The organism is Ewingella americana (assembly GCF_006438725.1).
Classification (GTDB): Bacteria; Pseudomonadota; Gammaproteobacteria; order Enterobacterales; family Enterobacteriaceae; genus Ewingella; species Ewingella americana_A.
Window position 1 is genome coordinate 144,878 of record NZ_RCZD01000007.1, and the last position, 20,690, is coordinate 165,567.

18 protein-coding genes, 1 tRNA gene and 1 pseudogene are annotated in these 20,690 nt (G+C 50.9%); 4 read left to right on the forward strand and 16 right to left on the reverse strand.

Annotated features, from left to right (window positions below):
- Positions 1-383 precede the first annotated feature (383 nt).
- On the forward strand, positions 384-1,436 hold the full coding sequence (locus EAH77_RS14335; protein WP_347237672.1) for an alpha/beta hydrolase family protein: 1,053 nt from the start codon (positions 384-386) through the stop codon (positions 1,434-1,436).
- Here the strand turns inward: EAH77_RS14335 and EAH77_RS14340 are convergent.
- The 4 genes from EAH77_RS14340 to EAH77_RS14355 all read right to left on the reverse strand — a co-directional run bounded on the left by EAH77_RS14340 (position 1,396) and on the right by EAH77_RS14355 (position 5,368).
- Positions 1,396-2,415 (reverse strand): helix-turn-helix domain-containing protein, encoded by a 1,020-nt coding sequence (locus EAH77_RS14340; protein WP_140473483.1) that lies wholly within the window; start codon positions 2,413-2,415, stop codon positions 1,396-1,398. The two genes, EAH77_RS14335 and EAH77_RS14340, sit on opposite strands and share 41 nt — an antisense overlap.
- Positions 2,416-2,808: 393 nt before the next feature.
- On the reverse strand, positions 2,809-3,378 hold the full coding sequence (locus tag EAH77_RS14345) for a hypothetical protein (protein ID WP_140473484.1): 570 nt from the start codon (positions 3,376-3,378) through the stop codon (positions 2,809-2,811).
- A 329-nt stretch (positions 3,379-3,707) separates the two neighbouring features.
- Positions 3,708-3,908, reverse strand: a complete 201-nt coding sequence (locus EAH77_RS14350; protein ID WP_140473485.1) for an FCD domain-containing protein — start codon at positions 3,906-3,908, stop codon at positions 3,708-3,710.
- A 2-nt stretch (positions 3,909-3,910) separates the two neighbouring features.
- Positions 3,911-5,368 carry a PLP-dependent aminotransferase family protein gene (locus EAH77_RS14355; RefSeq protein WP_194150516.1) on the reverse strand — a complete coding sequence of 486 codons (1,458 nt, stop codon included), beginning with the start codon at positions 5,366-5,368 and terminating at the stop codon, positions 3,911-3,913.
- A gap of 95 nt (positions 5,369-5,463) precedes the next feature.
- Between EAH77_RS14355 and EAH77_RS14360 the strand changes: the two genes are divergently transcribed.
- Both EAH77_RS14360 and EAH77_RS25550 read left to right on the forward strand, forming a co-directional pair.
- Positions 5,464-6,234, forward strand: coding sequence for an arylamine N-acetyltransferase family protein (locus EAH77_RS14360; RefSeq protein WP_140473487.1), 771 nt, complete (start codon positions 5,464-5,466; stop codon positions 6,232-6,234).
- A gap of 250 nt (positions 6,235-6,484) precedes the next feature.
- A pseudogene (locus EAH77_RS25550) lies at positions 6,485-6,601 on the forward strand (N-acetyltransferase); the annotation flags it as partial.
- A 93-nt stretch (positions 6,602-6,694) separates the two neighbouring features.
- Here EAH77_RS25550 and EAH77_RS14370 read toward each other — a convergent pair.
- The 6 genes from EAH77_RS14370 to EAH77_RS14395 all read right to left on the reverse strand — a co-directional run bounded on the left by EAH77_RS14370 (position 6,695) and on the right by EAH77_RS14395 (position 10,891).
- Complete coding sequence (locus EAH77_RS14370; RefSeq protein WP_140473488.1) at positions 6,695-7,168, reverse strand: NUDIX hydrolase; 474 nt, start codon at positions 7,166-7,168, stop codon at positions 6,695-6,697.
- A gap of 241 nt (positions 7,169-7,409) precedes the next feature.
- Complete coding sequence (locus tag EAH77_RS14375) at positions 7,410-7,919, reverse strand: hypothetical protein (protein ID WP_140473489.1); 510 nt, start codon at positions 7,917-7,919, stop codon at positions 7,410-7,412.
- 141 nt (positions 7,920-8,060) lie between these two features.
- The gene (locus EAH77_RS14380; protein ID WP_140473490.1) at positions 8,061-8,249 is read right to left on the reverse strand and encodes a YjfB family protein; all 189 of its coding nucleotides are present in this window, start codon (positions 8,247-8,249) and stop codon (positions 8,061-8,063) included.
- Positions 8,250-8,376: 127 nt separating this feature from the next.
- A complete protein-coding gene (locus tag EAH77_RS14385) occupies positions 8,377-8,979 on the reverse strand; it encodes a LysE family translocator (RefSeq protein ID WP_140473491.1) in 603 nt (200 codons plus the stop codon).
- A 118-nt stretch (positions 8,980-9,097) separates the two neighbouring features.
- On the reverse strand, positions 9,098-9,727 hold the full coding sequence (locus EAH77_RS14390; RefSeq protein WP_140473492.1) for a LysE family translocator: 630 nt from the start codon (positions 9,725-9,727) through the stop codon (positions 9,098-9,100).
- Between the two features lie 315 nt (positions 9,728-10,042).
- Complete coding sequence (locus EAH77_RS14395; protein WP_140473493.1) at positions 10,043-10,891, reverse strand: MBL fold metallo-hydrolase; 849 nt, start codon at positions 10,889-10,891, stop codon at positions 10,043-10,045.
- 200 nt (positions 10,892-11,091) lie between these two features.
- Between EAH77_RS14395 and EAH77_RS14400 the strand changes: the two genes are divergently transcribed.
- The gene (locus tag EAH77_RS14400; protein ID WP_140473494.1) at positions 11,092-12,009 is read left to right on the forward strand and encodes a LysR substrate-binding domain-containing protein; all 918 of its coding nucleotides are present in this window, start codon (positions 11,092-11,094) and stop codon (positions 12,007-12,009) included.
- Between the two features lie 50 nt (positions 12,010-12,059).
- On the opposite strand, the gene EAH77_RS14405 is transcribed toward EAH77_RS14400, so the two are convergent.
- The 6 genes from EAH77_RS14405 to dsbC all read right to left on the reverse strand — a co-directional run bounded on the left by EAH77_RS14405 (position 12,060) and on the right by dsbC (position 20,667).
- Positions 12,060-12,133, reverse strand: a tRNA-Gly gene (locus EAH77_RS14405).
- 104 nt (positions 12,134-12,237) lie between these two features.
- Positions 12,238-15,249: a chitinase gene (locus EAH77_RS14410; protein WP_140473495.1), complete on the reverse strand. Its 3,012-nt coding sequence runs from the start codon at positions 15,247-15,249 to the stop codon at positions 12,238-12,240.
- A 170-nt stretch (positions 15,250-15,419) separates the two neighbouring features.
- Entirely contained in the window at positions 15,420-16,961 is a 1,542-nt protein-coding gene (gene lysS, locus EAH77_RS14415; protein WP_140473496.1) for a lysine--tRNA ligase, read from the reverse strand.
- Between the two features lie 9 nt (positions 16,962-16,970).
- Positions 16,971-18,069 (reverse strand): peptide chain release factor 2 gene (prfB, locus tag EAH77_RS14420; protein ID WP_140473497.1). Its coding sequence is split into 2 segments (ribosomal slippage): positions 16,971-17,993 and positions 17,995-18,069, totalling 1,098 coding nucleotides; the frame shifts between segments, so codons are not numbered across the junction.
- Between the two features lie 141 nt (positions 18,070-18,210).
- Complete coding sequence (gene recJ / locus EAH77_RS14425; RefSeq protein WP_140473498.1) at positions 18,211-19,944, reverse strand: single-stranded-DNA-specific exonuclease RecJ; 1,734 nt, start codon at positions 19,942-19,944, stop codon at positions 18,211-18,213.
- A 6-nt stretch (positions 19,945-19,950) separates the two neighbouring features.
- Entirely contained in the window at positions 19,951-20,667 is a 717-nt protein-coding gene (gene dsbC, locus EAH77_RS14430; RefSeq protein WP_140473499.1) for a bifunctional protein-disulfide isomerase/oxidoreductase DsbC, read from the reverse strand.
- Positions 20,668-20,690: the final 23 nt, after the last annotated feature.

Consider the following 20,690-nt stretch of genomic DNA (forward strand, 5'->3'; position numbering starts at 1 on the left):
TTGTTAGGTTACATAAAATTTCGATTAAATACAGTATTGAACCTAAAAGGTTCTAGCTGAGAGGACGATATATCAAGTAAAACTTACCCAGAAGCTCGCTGCTATTGGCATGATGATGAATTTGTGAGTCTGGAGGTCCGCTTCTCGCTCATAGTTGCCCCTGGTCGTAGGCAGCTTTGTGCCAGGAGCGGACATTGTCACCGCCACCATATGTAAGCATGTCATTCGAAATAGGAGTGATACTCAGGCACTCTGATGTCAGAGATATACATGAAAAATTCCGAAAAAAACCTAATTCACGACCTCAATCGTGTTCCAGGACGCCCGGATACCGAACCTGATATATACAAGTTGCACAATTCATCTCTACAGGGTTATTTATGATGTGCATACGAGCTTTTTGTTTATTGTCTGTGTTCCTTTGCTGCATACAAGTGCAGGCATCTCCAGGCTTTCGTCAGATAACGCTATCAGACCCAAAGTCCGAAACTCTAAATTTGACTGTGTGGTATCCAACTTCTTCTGAGGGAAAAACAGTTAATATAGGAAGTAATCCCGCTTTCGTTGGCGTTACGGTGAACCCCGATGCACCACCATTACCTGGAGTACATCCTCTCCTGGTTATTTCACACGGATATAACGGAAACTGGCGGAATTTGTCCTGGATTGCTGCGGCGATGGCTGCAGAGGGGTATATTGTTGCCGCCCCGGATCACCCAGGTACTACCACTTTTGATCAGAATCCGATAGATGCTAAAAAGTTGTGGCGACGTCCGCACGATATTTCTCGGGTTATTGATTTCGTCATAGATTCTCCCGCACTTTTCGGGGCAACGGACAAGGGACGTATTGCTGCTTTAGGGCATTCTCTTGGCGGATGGACGGTAATGTCGCTAGCGGGTGCGCGATTTAAACCCTCCCTGTTTATCCACGATTGTCAAAACCATCCCAAACGAGGCGACTGCCGGTTAACAGAAAAACTTGGCGTAAATGAAACGCTTTCACTGGAAAAAATATCCGCAAATAACAGGGATGCAAGGATCCGGGCTGTAGTCTCTCTTGATCTAGGATTAGCACCTGGTTTTACCCCTAAAAGTCTGAATGCTATTAATATTCCCGTCCTGATTTTAGCTGCACAGGCGGACAGATTGGCAGAATTACCCGCAGGGCAGGAGTCTGGATACCTTGCTGCCGAAATGAATCCAAATAGGAGGCAATATGAGATCGTTGAAGGCGCGACACATTTCAGTTTCATGCAGCTTTGTAAACCCGGCGCTGAAAATATCCTAAATGAAGAATCACCTGGTGACGATGTTGTTTGCCAAGATGGCCTCCATGCAAAGAGATCGAATATTCATCAAACTCTGGTTCGTAAGATCAGTGCATTCCTGAATTCTACGCTTGATTACGCTGCATCTTCTGTCGGAACAAGGTAGGTGATACGCCAGAAACGCGCAGAAATTCACGATTAAAATTTGATTTAGTAGTGAATCCAGACTCCAACATTATATCCGTCACAGGCAATGGGGTGTTTAACAGCAGTTCCTTTGCCCATTCAATCCTGAAGCTATTGATCCACTGCGATACATTGCAATGACTTACCGAATTGACTGCACTTGAAAGATGTCGTGCTGATATACCTGTTTTTCTGGCCAGAATACTTAGTGTTAGGTCGGGATTAAGATAAATTTTTGTTTCACGAACGTGTTTCTCGAGTCTACTATAAATCTCCTCAAACTCTCCCGCGGGTACCACAATACTCTCGGGGGACGTTTCTTCCCGCTTATCATTTCCTGATACAGCTGTCCTTCCCGCACTGACAATAGCCGCGGCGATGAGAGGAAGCAGTGTCATTTGGAAAATGACAACCATACCCGGAGCCTGTTTTCCACCGGTGATGCTGAAGTCAAATGTAACCGCAAGATCTGTCAGTGCAGATATACACAGAAAGCAGCCTGCGAAAAAAGCCATCTTTACCGTATGTGTTGACTCCGCCAGTCGGTTCAGCGTGAAGTTACGCTCCCCCTGCCATGCAATACGAAAGAGGCCACATCCGTATCCTGTAAAAATGATAAATAGGATGAAATCAGTCGCCGCCGGCCAAACCATCCTGAGCAATAAGGCAATGGTTGGGGGTAAAAGCAGCAATACCCAGCGACGCTGCTTACTGGTTTCAGTCATTGAGATGAAACTGTGCCATGCGAGAGGGGGCAGAAGTATTGCCAAGACGGATTGAATGTTCCTAAGCATTGCTGACTCGTATTCCCAGCGCAGAGTGCTGACAGAAAGAAGGACTGTGCAGGCGATAAGAAAACGCAGTGTACCGCTGTGGCGATTTTTTTCAGGAAATAGCGCCATTACTATTAAAACCAATAGCGCAAGCAAAGTAATAACAGGAAAGGGGACAGAAAACATAACCACAATACCATCATAAAAATTTACAAGGAATATTTGCACACATGAAGGTAATCTGTCTCCTACAACGTAATAAAAACAGTATAACAATCCATTAAGACGCGATTTGTCTCTGGAAGATTTATCTCATCTCTAACCCTTCTCCTTCTTTGCTGATCCGTCTGCCCCTAACTCATGAGGGATGAATTGACGTGTTCCCCGTTGATAAACACTCGGTAATGTTAGTACTACACCCTCACCAATGAGAACAATTACGAACTTCCGCTCATCGCTCAAAGCTGCCGGAGGTCTTTCGAAGGGTCTTAGAGTGCCAAAAGTGGACATTACAGCTTCGACTCACTCCGGCTGTTTAAGTACTCATACGGTAGATTGGGTAACCGCATGGGGATTAAACTAATGTGGTTGGAAGTTTTGCATTTTGGCGCTTTGGCTGATTGCTTTGAGTATTCTTAATCTTATCAAGCCGCTTACCGGTCTGATAAGATACCAGTAAGGTGTAAAGCTGCGTTGTGCATTTCTATCCAGACAAAACACCCTAGTTTCTGTGGTCAATTGGGTGTGCGTTTCATTTAGCTTCTCAATGGTGAAGCTGAGAACGAGCTTGGCAGTGCCAGGCTCACTGAATGCGAGAAACTCGGCGGCATCTTTTATCGTTGTTTGACCATAATCTGTTTTCCAAAATTTTCCAGCCAGGCCGAATGCCAGTTCCCGATCGCCTTTTTTCTCCAGTAATGTGAAATTTTCCATGCCAAACGCTTGGCGGGACGAAGCAGGTCGGCTCTGTATCAGGTCCAGTAGTCGAATTGGCAACTCACGGACAGCCGTGGCGTATCGGATGAGCCAATCATTCTGAGGGCAAAAATTCAATACTGCTGCCATTATATCTGCTGGCGGGGCCAAAATGTTCAACGAATGTTTCTCATTGAACTGATAGACGGGCAGATATTTTTCGTTAAGAAACACTCAATAATCTCCTAAATAGGTGGGGTTTTACCTTGCCAGCGAGACACTGTTACGATGAATTTATAGCAACAATCCTATGTTAACTCTAGGATTTTAGTCAATCCTGACAACCTTGTCTGTCATTCCACCGCTTCTTACCCGTAGATACGCCTCACGCAGGTGGCAGCATCACGCAATTGGCGTTGAACCTAACTTGCTGGCATCGATCATCCCAGCAACCTCATTAAGTGCGCGATACTGAGCAACCATAACCTCGATTCCTACTGATCCAAACCACTGCTGTCTAGCCGTAACTTCAGCTCCTCGCTCATGGCAGACCTAACGAGCCTTCAGCAGTTCTCCTTCGTGCCAGAAGCAGATCCAGCAAAAGCTCTGTTGTTTGGATTTTTATCGCGAGCAGCAGCGGGGTCGCCACGCAGACAGGCGTTTAAAATTTGCTCATGTTCATCCTGAAACTTGAGCGTTTCAGACAGTAACTGATGCTGCAAAAGCTCATATTTTTCTATCTGCGCTCGTAGTTCATTTATCATTTTCAGCAGGCGCTGATTTTTACACTTACGGTATGACCGGCCAGTTCATGACAAAGCGCGCCGATCTGTTCCACTGCATTTAGCAGGTTGGCCGAAGGTTCGTTCGCACAATTTAACCGCAGGAAGTTCTGAAATTCCGCCCCGGGGGAAAACAGGGGGCCAGGGCTGACACCAATGCCCAGTGCCAGCGCGCGACGATGCACCTCCAATGCATTCAGCTGATGCGGAAGTTCTACCCACAACAAGAAACCGGCTGTTGGCACTGCAACACGAGTGCCCGGAGGGAAGCTTGCTTCGACCCGAGCGATGACGGCTTGTACCCCCTCTGTGACCCGGAGCTTCAGGCGCCGCAGATGACGCTCGTAGTCTCCACTTGCCAGTATCTCGCTCGCGGCTGCTTCAAGCAGCGGTGAGCCTGCCCAATCCCCGGCCATGCGAGCCTGCAAGACCTGTGTGTGGTAGCGTCCTGCCGCAACCCAACCGATTCGCCAGCCCGGGGCAAGGGTTTTGGACAATGAACTGCAGTAAATCACACTCCCACTCTGGTCGAACGCCTTGCAGGCCGGAGGACGCTGCCCCTCACCGGCCAGGTCACCATACACATCGTCCTCAATTAAAGGGATGCCTGCACGTTCAATCAGAGCGACAAGTTCCTGCTTGCGCGCGACGGGCATACTGGCACCGAGTGGGTTTTGCACCGTGGGCGAGGCGAGTACGGCAGCGGGACGGTGGCGCCGAATAGCTTCAGCCAGTGGTGCCAGCAACAAGCCTTCAGCAGGATCCGTGGGGATTTGCAATGCCTTCAGGCCTAAATCCTCCAGCAGCAGGAGCGTACCGAAGTAGGCGGGCTGCTCAATCGCCACGACATCACCTGGCCGACACACAGCCCGGAGAGCCAGACGCAACGCCTGCGTCGCGCCAGCAGTGATGACGAGATCATCCGAACCAAAACGGGCCCCCCACTGTGCAGCGCGTACGGCTATATTTCTGCGCAGGTCTGCCCTCCCCGGCGGCAGGCTATAGCTCTGCCCGCGTGCTTCCAGGCGACGGCTTGCAGTCTGCAGCGCCCGCTGTAGAGCATCTGTTGGCAGCCATATGGGATCGGGCAGCGCTGCCCCCAGTGGCACCAGACGGGCTTCTGCGCTACTGAACAGTGAACGGGCTACGGCTGACATTGTCACCGGTACAGGGCCAGGCAAAGGATGAGAAGGCCGCATGCCCTGAGGTGTGTTTATCTGGCAGACGAAGTAGCCCGAACGCGGACGCGCAACAACCAGGCCTTCGGCCTCAAGGCAACGGAGTGCTTCCAGTGCCGTTGGGAGGCTAACTTGCTCGCGTTCGGCCAGTTTGCGCGCGGAGATCATCCGGTCACCGATTTGCAACGCACCTGATGCAAGGGTAAAGCGCAGCATTTCAGCAATCCGGCGGTAATGTGGGGACGACAGGGGTGGGACGGACATTGCGAACTGTACAGTCTGATTTTCGATAGATCTGACTATACAGACAATGATGCTATCCATCTATAGTGCCGAACTCGATCAATCAAGGAGGCATTATGCATAGCGACAACTTCGACCTTTCTACTTATTTCCGCCGTATAAACTATACCGGGCATGCGGCCGCTGATACCGCCACGCTGCACGCGCTCATGCGTCATCAACTCTTTTCGGTGCCCTTCGAGAATCTGGATGTACAAGCCGGCAAAGTTGTCTCACTGGTGCCCGAAGACATTGCCGACAAGCTGCTGCAACAAGGTCGGGGCGGATACTGCTATGAGGTCAATGGGCTATTTGCCATGGCGCTGGACGCTTTAGGTATTACCTACCGTTTCGTTGCGGCTCGTCCGATGTTCTACCCCGCGCGCCGGCCGAAAACGCATATGGCGTTAATTGCTGAAGTCGATGACCGTCTGTGGCTTTGCGACCTAGGGTTCGGCAGCTACGGTATTCGCGCGCCGATGGCCTTAGACATGATAGATACCGACATCGAGCAGGACTTCGACACTTTCCGACTTACCCGTAACGCTAATAGCGAGTACCTGCTACAGGCGAAGGTGGAGGGTGAATGGGCCAATCAATACGGCTTTGATCTGTCACCCCAGGAGTGGATTGATTTCGTCCCGGCCAACTACCTCAACTCCACCCACCCTGATGCCATCTTTGTACAGAAGTTACTGATCGTGCAGCACGGCTCCGAGGGGCGCCTGATTTTGCTGGGTGATGTGCTGAAGACGGTCACCGCAGATGGCGTCAAAAAGCAGCAACTGACGAAAGACGATATTGCCCATGTACTGAAAAACCGCTTTGCTCTGCCTGTACCGCAATAAATCGGGATGACAGTTTAATCCTCAGCACAACCCGCCCTCTATATACCCTAGAGGGCTTGCGCGGCGTCGCCGCTTCCAGAAGCCCATATAGCGCCAAACTCACCACCTTTTTTGTGTCTAAAATTAGGTGTCAATTAACCACATACTATTTGGCCCCAGGCACCGGATTAGTTGTAATAGCGAATTACTTCTCATTACACCGAGTCAAAAAATAGTGGTTATCATATCTTCATTAGCTATTTTCTAGACTCTGATAACAGAAATTTGCAGTGGTGCAGTTATTGGTGCTGGTAGCGTGGTAACAAAGCCTGTACTTGTTAAAGGGATTTATGCGGGTAATCCTGCGAAGCTTTTAAGATTACTTTAGGTATTTGACGGGCTTTACCCAGCGCCGAACATGTTCACTCACAGCCGACACGGATCCATCATCCGGGCAGGTCAGAAGCGGATGCTAGGTACATTACGGTGCGTTAATTATTAGGGAGCAAGGCAACTGGTCGGTAAGTATGTTGATGATCAAATCGCGTGGGAAGATTATTTCACTGGTGTGTCTGAGTTCTTCTTTTGTCCACCAATAGTGATCGCGAATGACTTCCTTTTCGTTGCTACTCCACTCTGAGCGGTCTATATCCAATATCGCTGTATGGATAATGAAAAAACGCTCATCAGCAAGAACCGTTTCCCCACTCGGCAGCATCATTGTGAAGGTTCTGGAAGCTACTTGCGGTCCTGCTGTTTTTCTTGTCAAACCTGTTTCTTCACGTAATTCGCGTAAGGCTGCTTGCTCAAAAGATTCATTGGGCTCAAGCCCTCCTCCGGGAGTTGCCCAGTATGATTTGCCACTCAAGGCATCATTTTCATGGCAGAAACTAAAGAGCAGCACCAGATTTTCTGGTGAAAGGATTATTAACCGAGATGATGGACGAGTGCGCACAAAGCCCCCTTAAATAACTCAGAAACACTACCTTTCGAATTTTTATATAAACATATTTCGCCGTTTTAATCACCAAATGAGGTTGCATTTTCTTACAGCGATAACTGCATACAAAGTCCGCTCTTCGCTCATCGTTGCCTGAGGGCTCAGTGTCTGGCCTTGTGCCAGTTGCGGGCACTGCCCGCTCTATAAATCGAAAAATTAAGTTTAGGGGGAATCAATTTATACATTAGCCAATCTTTCAGAATGTACGGCCGCAGATTTTTTTAACATTCCAATACCTGACCTGGTTCCTGGCATAATTTTTGACTATTTCATCGGAGTTTACTGAAGCATCCGGAACGAAGTCAGCAGGGACCTGAACAGCCTTGCTTCCCGAAGCTATATAATAATATTTCCCAGCTTCTGGAATAAATGATGAGTGAGAGTTTCGAATGAATCGTCCTTCATTATTGATCTGCGACACAGTGTATAGGACATCGGGTTTTATCTTGCTCACCACTACGTTCCCTTTGGCTTGAAAAAAATTTGAGTCAAGTTCATAGCGATCAGACATATCGTAGCAATTATCTTTGCTGTTGAGGGTGTAAGAGCCTAGATAGATGGTCCCTACATTGCCCTCACGGTTAAGAACATATAACGTCGCAGCATCACTTCCATTATAATTTTTATAATCAAGGGGTAATACCCTAGCGCACCCTATAAGTCCCAGAGAGATTACTGCTACGATGACGGTTTTATTTAATTCCATATCGTCCTTTATTATGTGTAAGTTCGTTGCCCATGTTAAATATAATAATTAGTAGACAGATGCTCTGTTGGCGGTTCAATACCAGAAACTAACGCTGACAACCGGGTGCATTAATCAACAATGCACGGGTCAAATTGCTGTTCAGACGGTGATATTGATATTCTGTCCGATCGCCGGGTTAGCCGGCAATTGTGGGATTGATTCGATCAGACTGGCTGCCGTTGATTGTTGGTTATCCAGTGTCTTTTTTAGCAGAAGGGTGTTCACCTTACTACTGAGATCCTGACTATCAAGGCTGGTAGCCAGTGAAGTAATTTGCGATACATCCATTTCGTTCTCCTGTTCAATACAAAAAAGAATTGATCACGGCTTAGACTTAATCTTCAAATTTTTATCGGCATTTTAGGGAATAACTTTAGAGGTAAATGGTCCCCTCTTTTCTATGTCGGCCTGAACCCTATTGAATGATGCTGTGTAATGAAAAAATAATGAGTAGTAGCCCGCCAGCGATGTTGACGTATTTTTTCAGCAGTAGTGGATCGGTATTTTTAGCTGAGAAAATGAGTGCATGACTGATGGCGATAAGCCAGATGCTCATCACTCCCACATGCACGGAGGCAAGAATCAGATAGTGGCTAATGCCACCATCTTTTCCAGAAAATTGTGAAACCACTGTCAGATAAAACATAATGGCTTTAGGATTCAGAACGTTAGCCAGCCAAGCTTCTTTGACTGTAATCGAAGAGAGTCTGCTGGTGAGCTCGGTACGCTTTGATTTAATGCCGCTGACGATGAGCATTAATCCTAACCAAAGGAGATAAAATGTCCCGGCAATTTTCAGTGTGCCAAAAATCGCTGGAGACGAGACAATGACAGCGGTGATACCAAGCCCGATAAGAAGCGCATGTGTGTATATGCCCAAAGCCGTTCCGGCCAGCGTCCTAAAAAGCCCACTGCGTCCGCCGGCCAAAGCGCTACTCATGACAAGAGTGAAGCTTGCTCCGGGGGAGAGAGCGACAGGCAGTAGCACAAGCATAAAGCCAAGGAAATTGATTTCCATACTCTTCGGATTGTAAATGATATGTTATGACGCAACCAGCTTATCGACTATAGCGCAGTGCAAGAAGCGGACATTACGAACACATGGCGTGGTAATTAAGAAGGAAAAGTCACCCTCTTCAACTACGACTCAATACCAGCTTTAGGCCCGCAAACGCGAAGCAGCACGCTAATAGCGCATCAAGCCCACGGCGGATACGACGATAAAATGCGCCCATTACTGCGGTAGAAAACAGCAGCGCATAGCCGCAGAACACCACCACGCAAATAGCCGCACAGCCGAAGATGATCATGGGTAAAGTAGAGGCTGCCAGGTCCGGTTTGAGCGCAACGGACATGATTGCCACCCAGGTGAGGATGGCTTTGGGATTGCCAACATGCATAAATATACCCTGACGGAAAAGTTTGCCATACACGACTCTCTCATCGCTGGCCTCAAATTCAGTGGCACCAGAGCGGCACAGCGCGGATTTACCCGATTTAAATGCCAGCCATAACAGATACAAACCACCACCGATTTTTAAAACGATCAGTAACTGTGCAAAGGTCGCCAGCACAGTGAGCACGCCGCAGGCCGCCAGCATTGCCCACAGCATAGAACCGCCAATAACCCCCCCCGCCAGCGCCAATGCTGCGCCGCGGCCCTTTTTCATTGCCGTACCCATAATGGCCATATTACTTGGCCCAGGGCTGGCCGTTGCGACAAAGTAAGTGGTGTAAATTAGGATTAATTCGTGCGAAAGCGCCATGTTTTCCTCTGCGATGGGGTTGCCCTTTTCCATGTTATATCGACTCGCACGAAAATTATCCATGTCTCATCGCTTATTCTCGTGATGATGACGTGGGCAAAACGTCCGCTTCTCGCTCATAACAGTCCAATTCCTGTTTAGAACCCAGTCTTATAACCATCCCAATCCAAAAACATAGTTCTGTATTAGCGTTCAATGTTTTAGGGCTGGGTTGCGCATATGGTGCACTCCTAACTGATTTCTCTACCACTTGTGGTTTGTTGGAAGCGGTCAAATGATTTGCGAACAGGTGTTCAATGAGATACGAATACCCATTCACTCTTCTGGGTATGAAATACGATATCCACTATCAGCCATAAGAATATTAGCAAACCCTGTTCTGTCTAAGTGCATTCCTGCGATGAGCAGTTTTTCCCTGACAGCTTGTTCCAGGATTTTTTTCCGTGTTTCTTCGGCCTGAACGGGATCACAGTCAAATATAATGGAAACGGATGGGTGTGCTGACTGGATATGGGGGAAATGGACGATGTCTCCCCATATCAATAAGCATTTATCACCTGAATCGATGCGCAATCCGGTATGACCTGGCGTGTGGCCCGGCAACCATACCGGGAGAATGCCCTCTATTATCTCGTTCCCGTCAATAAAGCGCAGGTTCTGTGCATAAGCTTCTAACGTTCGACGGACCAACGTAAAATTACGCTTCCCGCGCTCGCTGGCCATTTTCAGTCTTTCATCATCCCGCCAGTATTTTGCTTCAACTTCAAGAGGATGAAGATGAAGTTCTGCATATTTATAGACTGGCCGTCCTTCAGCATCCAGCAGCCCGCCAATATGGTCAGGATGGCCGTGCGTCAATAAAACGGTGTCCACATCATCAGGGCTGACACCGGCTGCACCGAGGCTTCCTTTGAGCAGCCCTCCCACGTTGTTCAGGCCTCCCGTACCGGTGTCAACCAGAATGGTTCGCCCCCGACCGCGGATTAGATAACAGTTGATATGGATATTGCCGGGTTCAGCGATCCCTGCACTGTGCTGAATGACCCCAGCATCCGCAGTCTCAATGCCTGACAGTAAATCCAGGCTGGCTGACATATTGCCATCACTTAGGGCAGTAACCAGAAAATCCCCAATCTGACGGGATGTGAAGGCCGGATGGTTCATAAATACCTCGCAGGGTTAGTTTCGAGCGTATATTTGTGGTGCGGTAAAGCCAAAACACGGCAGGAACCCAATGAACCTGCTTAATGACTTTTCATCATGCTACATGCTGTATTTTCGGCTATAAATCGATATTATTTCATTGATTAGTGACGTTAACTCACTGAAAGGTCATGATATGTACAGAGCAAGGGACAGTTTTTATGCGCAGAAAAATTCCCAGTAGCACTTCCCTGCAGGCGTTTGATGCTGCCGCAAGGCACGGTAATTTTGCCCGGGCCGCAGAGGAGTTATCGCTGACGGAAGGAGCCATCAGCCGGCAGATTGCGCGCCTTGAATCTTTGCTCAACCGCAGACTGTTTGACCGTACCGGAAGCCGCGTAAAGCTTAATCCTGTTGGGGCACGCTATGCACATCACATACGCGAAACGCTCGAACGGCTCGAAAGGGATACCCAGTACATAATGGGAATGCCTGAAGGCAGTAAAAGTCTGGATATTGCCGTCCTGCCGACGTTTTCCAGTCGGTGGCTTATTCCCCGCCTGGGCAGCTTTAGATCTATGTACCCGGACATAACATTGAATATTGCGGCCAGAACCGACCCTTTCATTCTCACCGGGAGTGGCTTTGACGCCGTAATTCATTTTGAGCATCCCGCATGGGCAGGCATGCGCATGCACTTTCTCTTTCAGGAAAAACTGGTGCCGGTGTGCCATCCTGCACTGTTAACGGATAAGAACGTCGATGATCAGTTGAACGAACTGCCACGTATTCATCGGCGGCAGAATCCAGAAGCATGGCATAACTATGCTCAGGAAAGCGGGATAATCCTTAATAATCCGGCGCAAGGTGTCCGGTATGATCTTCATGAAATGGCAATAGCTGCCGCATTGGCGGGACAAGGCGTGGCAATGGTGCCGCGTATGTACGTCGAAAAAGAACTGAGTAGCGGAGCGCTTGTCGCGCCCTGGCCAGAATCAGAATGCCTGAGCAAAAAATTCTGTTTGGTAAAACCGGTAGAAACAGGAATAAATGAACCTGCACTGCAGGATTTTGAACGCTGGTTGCTGGCTGAAATGATTGACGGTGAAGTGGGCTGGCTAGAAATGCAAAAAGTATGAAGTAGAGTAAGGTTTTTGCTGAGTTTGGTGGAGTTCAGAAGACTTGTGTTTGGAGCGGGTGAAGGGAATCGAACCCTCGTATGCAGCTTGGGAAGCTGCCGTTCTACCATTGAACTACACCCGCATCGATGTGCGAGGGGCATTATAACCTTAACCATCTGAGTGACAAGCAGTAAACACCGCCAAGTGGCGGTGTTTTGAGCGGTCAGTTGATCCCTTCCGGTGAGGTCAGTCGGCAAAGTAGTTAGGTGCGGCATAATATTCGCGCATTTTCTGCGCCAGCCAGCCGCCGTCAGTACCGTTTGACTGAATACTGGTGATGCTAACCGTCGAACCTCCCCCCCATAAAATGGAGAAGATATTGTAGTCGGTTAGGTTATCCACCTGTGCCTGCCCCCAATCGTAGCCCTGATCTTTGAGTAAAAACTCTCCGACCGTTTTCACGCCGTAATTCACCGGATTGACCGCGGTATTCCGCAGCGCCTTCGACACCTTATTAACATCGCTGCCGATGCGGGTATCCCCCATAAAGAAACTGCCCCCGGAAGCAAAGTGCGCGCTGGATAACATGCTGGTGCCCTCCGACTCGGTCGGCATATGGCCACCGGGAATTTGCCAAATCATCGCCGGTTTATTCAGGCCACTCGCGGTGTACTTCACCAGCTTCAGATAATTAAGCCAACTGGTGGCATTCCAACCGTAATGCGCCAGGGCATCCGGACTGAAACAGTCACGTTCAAATTTATCAAACACAATAAAATCTGGCACATACGCGCCCTGATAAACGCCCAACTCATCCAGGTAAGTCACCACCTGATCGGCATAATCGCGGGAGTCAACGTTGTCCCGCAACACCCAATCCGCGCCTCCGGTTGCCCAGACGTTGGTTTGCCATCCGAAAGCGACATCAGGCGCGAAGGTATGAACAATGTAGTTTATTGCCTGCAAATAACCGTAAAGCGAGTCGTCAAAATGCGGCAATACCGGCGTGGTGTAATTCAATATCGGTTTGAGATCGCTCACTGCTTTTTGCAACAGGCTGTTGACCTGTACGCTGTTGGCTTTGCGCAAAGCCTGGTAACCCGACGGCTCCTGCTGCATCGCGCCGAGGAAATCCGGGTTAAGGACGAAGGTAACCGGCACCGGATGATCCTCATCTTTATAACTTTGCGCCGCCACGCACTGGGTGATGAAACTGCCAAAATGGTTACGCAGCCGCTGGCTGTCGGCTAAATCCGGGACCGCACTGCCACCACTGGCATTCGCGGTATAAACCACCATCACTGGCATAACGGCAAGGCCGCTGGCCAGCTCAATCTGGCGCGCGACACTGCAGGTCTGGTGGACCGGTAATGAGACGAGATCCAGATAACCATCACCGTTGGAATCCACTTCAGCAGCAGGAATCGGGTCACCTCCGCCATCAAATCCGTCGTACTTGAACAAGGCGCTGACCGGAACATTATTGTAAGCCGTGACACTTGAGGATGAATTTACCGTCACACCGCCGTGTGCCAGATAGTCGGGCCAGCCGCGCACCTGTAAATCGACGCCTTTATCAAACACCAGAACCAGACGTTTGGAGACCGCAGAGACAGTCACCGGCGTGTCGGTCAGTGGAATATAACGGCGCCCGTCCACCGTGAGTTTTTTGGCATTCAGCCAGTAATCACCTGCCGCCAGCGCATAAGGGATCGCCATCTCACCGGCGCCATTAAGAGTGAAATAGTACTGCGTGGCCCGGTCTTTGCTTACCAGTGAGACGCTGATTTTCTGGCTCCCCGCAGGCAAACCTGTCGCCTGTAGCGTGGCGAAGATCATGCCCGCGCTGCTTACCGGTTTGAACTGGTAGTCCAAAATGACCGACATGACCGCGTCTTTATTTGGTTTGAAGGTCTTGGGTTCAGCCGCCGCACTGAATTCAATATTATTGATACGGGTGGTTTTTATCCGCGCGTCACAGACCACCTGATGGGTAAGTTGGGAAACCTGTGTGGTTTTTCCCGGCTCAAAACGTTGCGCTACGGTCTGCGTGGTGGCTGCTTGCGTCAGCTCAATGTCTATCTCGCCCTCTTTGACACTCGCATTGGGTGTCAGGGAGAGCAACGCGCTGGCGAAAAACACCGGTGACTCATAATTGATATTAATGATGCAGGGAGAATTGACCGCCGAGAGCGTGATTTGCTGCTGAGACTGGGCTGGGGTCAAGCGTGCCGTGGCGTTTTCCAGCGAGTCAGTCTGAATACAATAACGTCCATAGGCCAGATTTTTCAGGCTATTACGGCTGTTCCAGCTTAACGAGTGAGCCGTCTGCGCACCAGACTCGGTGATCAGCGTCAGCGTTGGATCGCCAATACCGGCCACCCCGGACGAAGGCATAACCACGATCAGCTCCCCCTGGCGTGCCGGGTCACTCCGCAATGTCACCCGCACTTCACCCAGCGTCACTGGCGTCTGCGTGGCGCTCAGTGAAAAAGTCAAGGTGCCGGTTTTTCCTGCATCAAGCTGCAGGTTGCCACCCGCCTGCAATGTCAGGGTGTTTTTCTCCAGCGGCCAGCCACCGTCACGCTTTGCGACCGGGGAGTTGCTGCCCACCAGCGACCCGCCGAACGGGCTGTATTCATCAGGATGACCGGTGGCAAAAAACTCAATCTCGGCCAGGGTAAAATCAATCGACTGAGAAGTAATATTGGTCAGGCTCAACGTGATTTTTTGATACCAGCTTCCTGATGATATTGGGCTAACCTGCACACTGACGCTGGCCGTTTCTGCCTGGGGTTCAGACGTTGGTTCTGGTTCTGGTTCTGGTTCTGGTTTCGGCACCGGAATAACTGCCTCTCCATCATCATCATCGGCATTGGGCTGCTCACCCGAGGCCAGCAGCAGCAACCATTGTGTGACCTCGAAAGGAACCTGACTGGCAGACATATGAAACGTCAATGTGTCGCTTTGCCCGGCGGCAAGTAACATCGGCCCACCGTAAGCGAACTCAATCCGGGTCGTTTTCAGCGGCCATCCATCTTCAACGGTGATAACCGGCACTTTAGTCTCCGCCAATGAACCGCTGATGACGCCGAAGCTGTCCGCCGCACCACAGGCGGAAAAGCTCAGTACTGCCTGGTTAAGATCGACGCTGCTGCTGCCTGCATTGATAAATGTCAGGGTGACAGGCTGATACCAACTGTCGGCGTCAATGGCGCTGGCAGTAACATGTAGGGAGGAAAAATGCGGGTCAGACATGGGTGACTCTCCTGAGTTAATTTCACTCAGCGTTGCACCAGGTCTCTGATTTAACTATCAATGAGGGGAACACTTTATCTCACAACGTCTCAATCACTCTCAGTGACTGACGGTGATAAACATAAAAAAGGGAGCCGAAGCTCCCTTTTGTGTTTCTTGCAGACGCGAATTTATTTCTGCGGACGCATAGCCGGGAACAGGATAACGTCGCGGATGGTGTGGCTGTTGGTGAACAGCATAACCATACGGTCGATACCAATACCAAGACCGGCTGTAGGCGGCAGACCGTGTTCCAGCGCTGTCACGTAGTCTTCGTCATAGAACATCGCTTCGTCGTCGCCCGCGTCTTTCGCAGAAACCTGATCGGCAAAGCGCTGAGCCTGGTCTTCCGCATCGTTCAGCTCTGAGAAACCGTTGCCGATTTCGCGGCCACCGATGAAGAACTCGAAACGGTCAGTGATTTCCGGGTTTTCATCATTACGGCGCGCCAGCGGTGACACTTCTGCTGGGTACTCGGTGATGAAGGTCGGTTGAATCAGTTGCGCTTCGGCGGTTTCTTCGAAGATCTCAGTCACGATACGGCCCAGACCCCAACTCTTCTCGATTTTAATGCCGATGGATTGTGCAATTGCCGTCGCTTTCGCCAGGTCATCGAGATCGGTAACGTTGGTTTCAGGACGGTATTTACAGATCGCTTCACGCATGGTCAGCTTGGCAAATGGCTTACCGAAATCAAACGTCTGCTCGCCATACTGCACCACACTGCTGCCCAGAACATTTTCTGTCAGCGTGCGGAACAGCGTTTCGGTCAGTACGATCAGGTCTTTGTAATCCGCATACGCCATGTAGAGTTCCATCATCGTGAACTCTGGGTTGTGGCGCGGAGAAACGCCTTCGTTACGGAAGTTACGGTTGATCTCGAATACGCGATCAAAGCCCCCCACCACCAAACGCTTCAGATACAGTTCCGGCGCGATACGCAGGTACATGTCGATATCGAGCGCATTATGATGCGTGATAAACGGACGCGCCGCAGCCCCGCCCGGGATCACCTGCATCATTGGGGTTTCGACTTCCATGAAGCCGTTTTCCACCATGAAGCTGCGAATGCCGGCCATGATCTGTGAACGAATTTTGAATGTCTTGCGCGAATCATCATTGGCGATCAGATCAAGATAACGCTGGCGATAACGGGTTTCCTGATCGGCCAGACCGTGGAATTTGTCCGGCAACGGACGCAGCGCTTTGGTCAGCAGACGTAATTCAGAACAGTGGATCGACAGTTCGCCGGTCTTGGTTTTAAACAACTTGCCGCGTGCGCCGAGAATGTCTCCCAGATCCCACTTCTTAAACTGCTCGTTGTAAATGCCTTCGGCCAGATCGTCACGGGAAACGTAAAGCTGAATACGCCCGCCCATGTCCTGCAAGGTGACGAAAGAAGCTTTACCCATGATACGGCGGGTCATCATGCGGCCACCGACGGTCACTTCGATGCCTAAATCTTCCAGCTCTTCGTTCTCTTTGCTGTCATATTTGGCATGAATTTCGTCAGAAATACTGTCGCGACGGAAATCGTTAGGGAAAGCGTTGCCGGTTTCGCGCAAGGCGGCCAGCTTCTCACGACGGGCTTTCAGCTCGTTGTTAAGATCCGGCACATGTTCTGCGCCCTGCACTTTTGGTTGCTGTTCAGCAGACGGTTGTTGCTCAGACATTTTGGTTCCTCATAACCCGGCTTTCAAACTGGCTTCAATGAATTTATCCAGGTCGCCATCCAAAACGGCCTGCGTATTTCGCGTTTCAACGCCGGTGCGCAGATCTTTGATACGCGCATCATCGAGCACGTAAGAACGGATCTGGCTGCCCCAGCCAATGTCAGACTTGGTGTCTTCCAGCTGTTGCTTATCAGCATTTTTCTTTTGCATTTCATACTCATAAAGCTTGGCTTTCATCTGCTTCATGGCTTGATCTTTGTTTTTATGCTGTGAGCGGTCGTTCTGGCACTGGGTCACAATGTTGGTCGGAAGGTGGGTAATACGTACCGCAGATTCCGTTTTGTTGACGTGCTGACCACCCGCACCTGACGCACGATATACGTCGATACGCAGATCGGCAGGGTTGATTTCGATAGCAATGTCATCGTCCACTTCCGGGTAAACAAACGCGGAGCTGAACGAGGTATGGCGACGGCCGCCGGAGTCAAACGGGCTTTTACGCACCAGGCGGTGGACGCCGGTTTCCGTACGCAGCCAGCCGAAGGCATAATCACCAATGATTTTGATAGTGGCTGATTTCAGGCCTGCGACTTCGCCGTCAGACTCTTCAATCACTTCCGTTTTAAAGCCTCTGGCTTCAGCCCAGCGCAAATACATACGCAGCAGCATGCTGGCCCAGTCCTGTGCTTCTGTCCCGCCTGAACCGGCCTGGATATCCAGATAGCAGTTGGCGCTGTCATACTCACCGGAGAACATACGGCGGAATTCAAGCTGTTCGAGCTTCGTGGTCAGAACATCGAGTTCTGCCACGGCTTCGTTGAAGGTCTCTTCGTCGTCAGCTTCAATCGCCAGCTCCAGCAGACCGGATACATCGTCGCGGCCCTGGGTCAGTTGGTCGATAGTTTCGACAATCGCTTCCAGCGTGGAACGTTCTTTACCCAGCGCCTGTGCGCGTTCGGGTTCGTTCCAGACGTCGGGCTGTTCCAGCTCGGCGTTTACTTCTTCGAGGCGTTCTTTCTTGGCATCATAGTCAAAGATACCCCCTGAGGACGTTAGTCCGCTCAGTCAGGTCCTGAATGCGGTTTTTTACCGGATTAATTTCAAACATGTTTTTTCGCGTCTTACGTTGATTCGGAGTTGGCCCAATGCCATTCGAACCGCCAATTCTAACGGAATTAGCGGCCGGTTTATAGCAAGTTGCCGTTTTTTTAGCGCCGTTTATTCACCCATGTGACGAGCGCAACCCGGCTTATTTCGGCCACAAATGCTGGATGATCAACTGAACGCTGCGATTACCGCGATATTCGTTAATATCCAGCCGGTAAGCCAGTTCGACTTCGCGCACACTGCTGTCCGGCCAGAAGGTCGGATCAATGTTAAACGCAATGCCGTCGAGCAGTGGCCCGCCGCCAATCGGTTCAATCATCAGCTTCAAATGACGTTCTTTAAGCAGCTTTTGTTGCAGAATACGGAAACGGCCATCAAAGGTCGGCTCTGGGAAAGCCTGCCCCCACGGACCGCCGTCGCGCAGCATTTCAGCGGTGTCGATAGTCAGCTCCTGACCGGCCAGTTCGCCGTCAGACCAGATGACACCTTCCAGATGTGACGGATCCAGCCATTCGCCCACCAGCTCGGCAAAACGGGCGCGGAACTCGTCAAACTTCGCCTCTTCCAGTGACAACCCGGCCGCCATTGCGTGTCCGCCAAACTTCATCATCAGGCCAGGGTTAAGTGTATCGATACGCTCCAGTGCGTCGCGCATATGCAGACCGGCAATCGAACGACCTGAGCCTTTGAGAATGCCATCGCCTGCGGGGGCAAAAGCAATGACAGGCCGGTTGAAGCGCTCTTTCAGGCGCGACGCTAAAATGCCAACCACACCCTGATGCCACTCGGGGTGGTACATCGCCAGCCCATAAGGCAGCTCGTCGCTGCTGCTTTCCAGCTTGTCACACAGGGCCAGTGCTTCAACCTGCATCCCCTGCTCGATTTCACGGCGGGTCTGGTTCAGCGCATCCAGATCGCTGGCTAAAGCGCGGGCCTGCGCGATGTCGTCACTGAGCAGCAGCGCCACGCCTATCGACATATCGTCCAGTCGCCCGGCAGCATTCAGACGCGGCCCCAGCGCAAAACCTAAGTCACTGGCGCACAGCGTGCGCGCTTCACGGTTGGCGACTTCCAGCAAGGCGCGGATACCAGGGCGACACTTCCCGGCACGAATGCGATTCAGCCCCTGATACACCAGAATGCGGTTGTTGGCATCAAGCGGCACGACGTCAGCCACGGTGCCAAGAGCCACTAAGTCCAGCCATTCGGCCAGGTTGGGCATAGGCAGCCCTTTCTCTTCGAACCAGCCACTTTTATGCAGCGCCGCACGCAGCGCCAGCATCAAATAGAACGCCACCCCAACGCCCGCCAGCGACTTAGAGGGGAATTCACAGCCGTGCAAGTTGGGATTAATAATGGCTTGCGCCGCAGGCAGCGTCTCACCCGGTAGATGGTGATCGGTAACCAGCACCAGAATGCCCTTCTCGTGGGCCAGATCGACACCCGCATGGGATGAAATGCCGTTATCGACGGTCAGGATCAGTTCAGCGCCCCGGGCTGCAGCCTGTTCGACCACTTCCGGACTGAGGCCGTAACCGTCGTCAAAACGGTTGGGCACCAAATAATTAATCTCGCTGCACCCCATACTGCGCAGGGAGAGGACGGTCAGTGCGGTACTGGTCGCACCGTCGGCGTCGAAATCTCCCACTACCATGATTCGCAGGCGGTCGCGCAGGGCTTTTTGCAGCAGCGCCACAGCGGTATCAATACCATCGAGCAGTTCGTAGCCCAGCAAACCGCGTACGCTGCGTTCCAGTTCTTGCGGCCCCTGAACACCCCGCGCGGCATATAACCGGCGCAGTAAAGGAGAGAGTTCGGCGGGAAGAGACGCGCCGTCAGCCGCTTCACGGCGGCGAAGTTGGGTCAGCAGAGTCACGTAAAATCAACCACCGGTTTTGTTTGAAACATCCTGAGCATCGAGCATCGCCGCCATCTCTTTCGGCGGCTGATAACCCGGGATCATCGTACCGTTTTCGAGCACGATGGCTGGCGTACCCGTCACACCAAACTGCACACCCAGCTCAAAGTGTTTGGCAATATTGGTTTTGCAACTGGCCGGAGAGATCTCGTCACCGCGCATAGCCGCATCAAACGACTGCTTACGGTTGCCGGTACACCAGATAGATTGCATATCTTTTTCGGTTTTGGAGTTCAGCCCCTGACGCGGAAACGCCAAATAACGCACCGTAATACCGAGATCGTTATAGTCCTGCATCTGCTGATGCAGCTTGTGGCAATAGCCACAGGTGATATCGGTAAACACGGTGATGACGTGTTTTTCATTTTTGGCTTTGTAGATAATCATTTCGCTTTTCAACGCATCCAGCCGGGTGATCAACATTTGGTTGGTCACGTTTACCGGTTGCGTACCGCTGACGTCATACATCGGCCCTTGCAATACGTGCTTGCCATCATCAGTAATGTAAATCACACCGCTGTCGGTCGTTATCGCTTTCAGGCCGGCAACCGGCGAAGGCTGGATCTCAGCGTTTTTCATGCCTAGTTTATTGAGGGTTCCCTGGAGCGCCGCGTCGTCTGCCTGAACCGTGGAAGTGATACACGCGGCCAGTAGGGTTAACAGCATTAAACCTTTTTTCATCATTGCGTCCTTTATCTCTCCGC

Bases quoted from the DNA above. Each gene is read 5' to 3' on its own strand.
- EAH77_RS14335 (WP_347237672.1), top strand. From the start codon at position 384: ATGTGCATACGAGCTTTTTGTTTATTGTCTGTGTTCCTTTGCTGCATA.
- EAH77_RS14340 (WP_140473483.1), bottom strand. From the start codon at position 2,415: ATGTTTTCTGTCCCCTTTCCTGTTATTACTTTGCTTGCGCTATTGGTT.
- EAH77_RS14350 (WP_140473485.1), bottom strand. From the start codon at position 3,908: ATGATAAATGAACTACGAGCGCAGATAGAAAAATATGAGCTTTTGCAG.
- EAH77_RS14355 (WP_194150516.1), bottom strand. From the start codon at position 5,368: ATGTCCGTCCCACCCCTGTCGTCCCCACATTACCGCCGGATTGCTGAA.
- EAH77_RS14360 (WP_140473487.1), top strand. From the start codon at position 5,464: ATGCATAGCGACAACTTCGACCTTTCTACTTATTTCCGCCGTATAAAC.
- EAH77_RS14375 (WP_140473489.1), bottom strand. From the start codon at position 7,919: ATGGAATTAAATAAAACCGTCATCGTAGCAGTAATCTCTCTGGGACTT.
- EAH77_RS14380 (WP_140473490.1), bottom strand. From the start codon at position 8,249: ATGGATGTATCGCAAATTACTTCACTGGCTACCAGCCTTGATAGTCAG.
- EAH77_RS14385 (WP_140473491.1), bottom strand. From the start codon at position 8,979: ATGGAAATCAATTTCCTTGGCTTTATGCTTGTGCTACTGCCTGTCGCT.
- EAH77_RS14390 (WP_140473492.1), bottom strand. From the start codon at position 9,727: ATGGCGCTTTCGCACGAATTAATCCTAATTTACACCACTTACTTTGTC.
- EAH77_RS14395 (WP_140473493.1), bottom strand. From the start codon at position 10,891: ATGAACCATCCGGCCTTCACATCCCGTCAGATTGGGGATTTTCTGGTT.
- EAH77_RS14400 (WP_140473494.1), top strand. From the start codon at position 11,092: ATGCGCAGAAAAATTCCCAGTAGCACTTCCCTGCAGGCGTTTGATGCT.
- EAH77_RS14410 (WP_140473495.1), bottom strand. From the start codon at position 15,249: ATGTCTGACCCGCATTTTTCCTCCCTACATGTTACTGCCAGCGCCATT.
- lysS (WP_140473496.1), bottom strand. From the start codon at position 16,961: ATGTCTGAGCAACAACCGTCTGCTGAACAGCAACCAAAAGTGCAGGGC.
- dsbC (WP_140473499.1), bottom strand. From the start codon at position 20,667: ATGAAAAAAGGTTTAATGCTGTTAACCCTACTGGCCGCGTGTATCACT.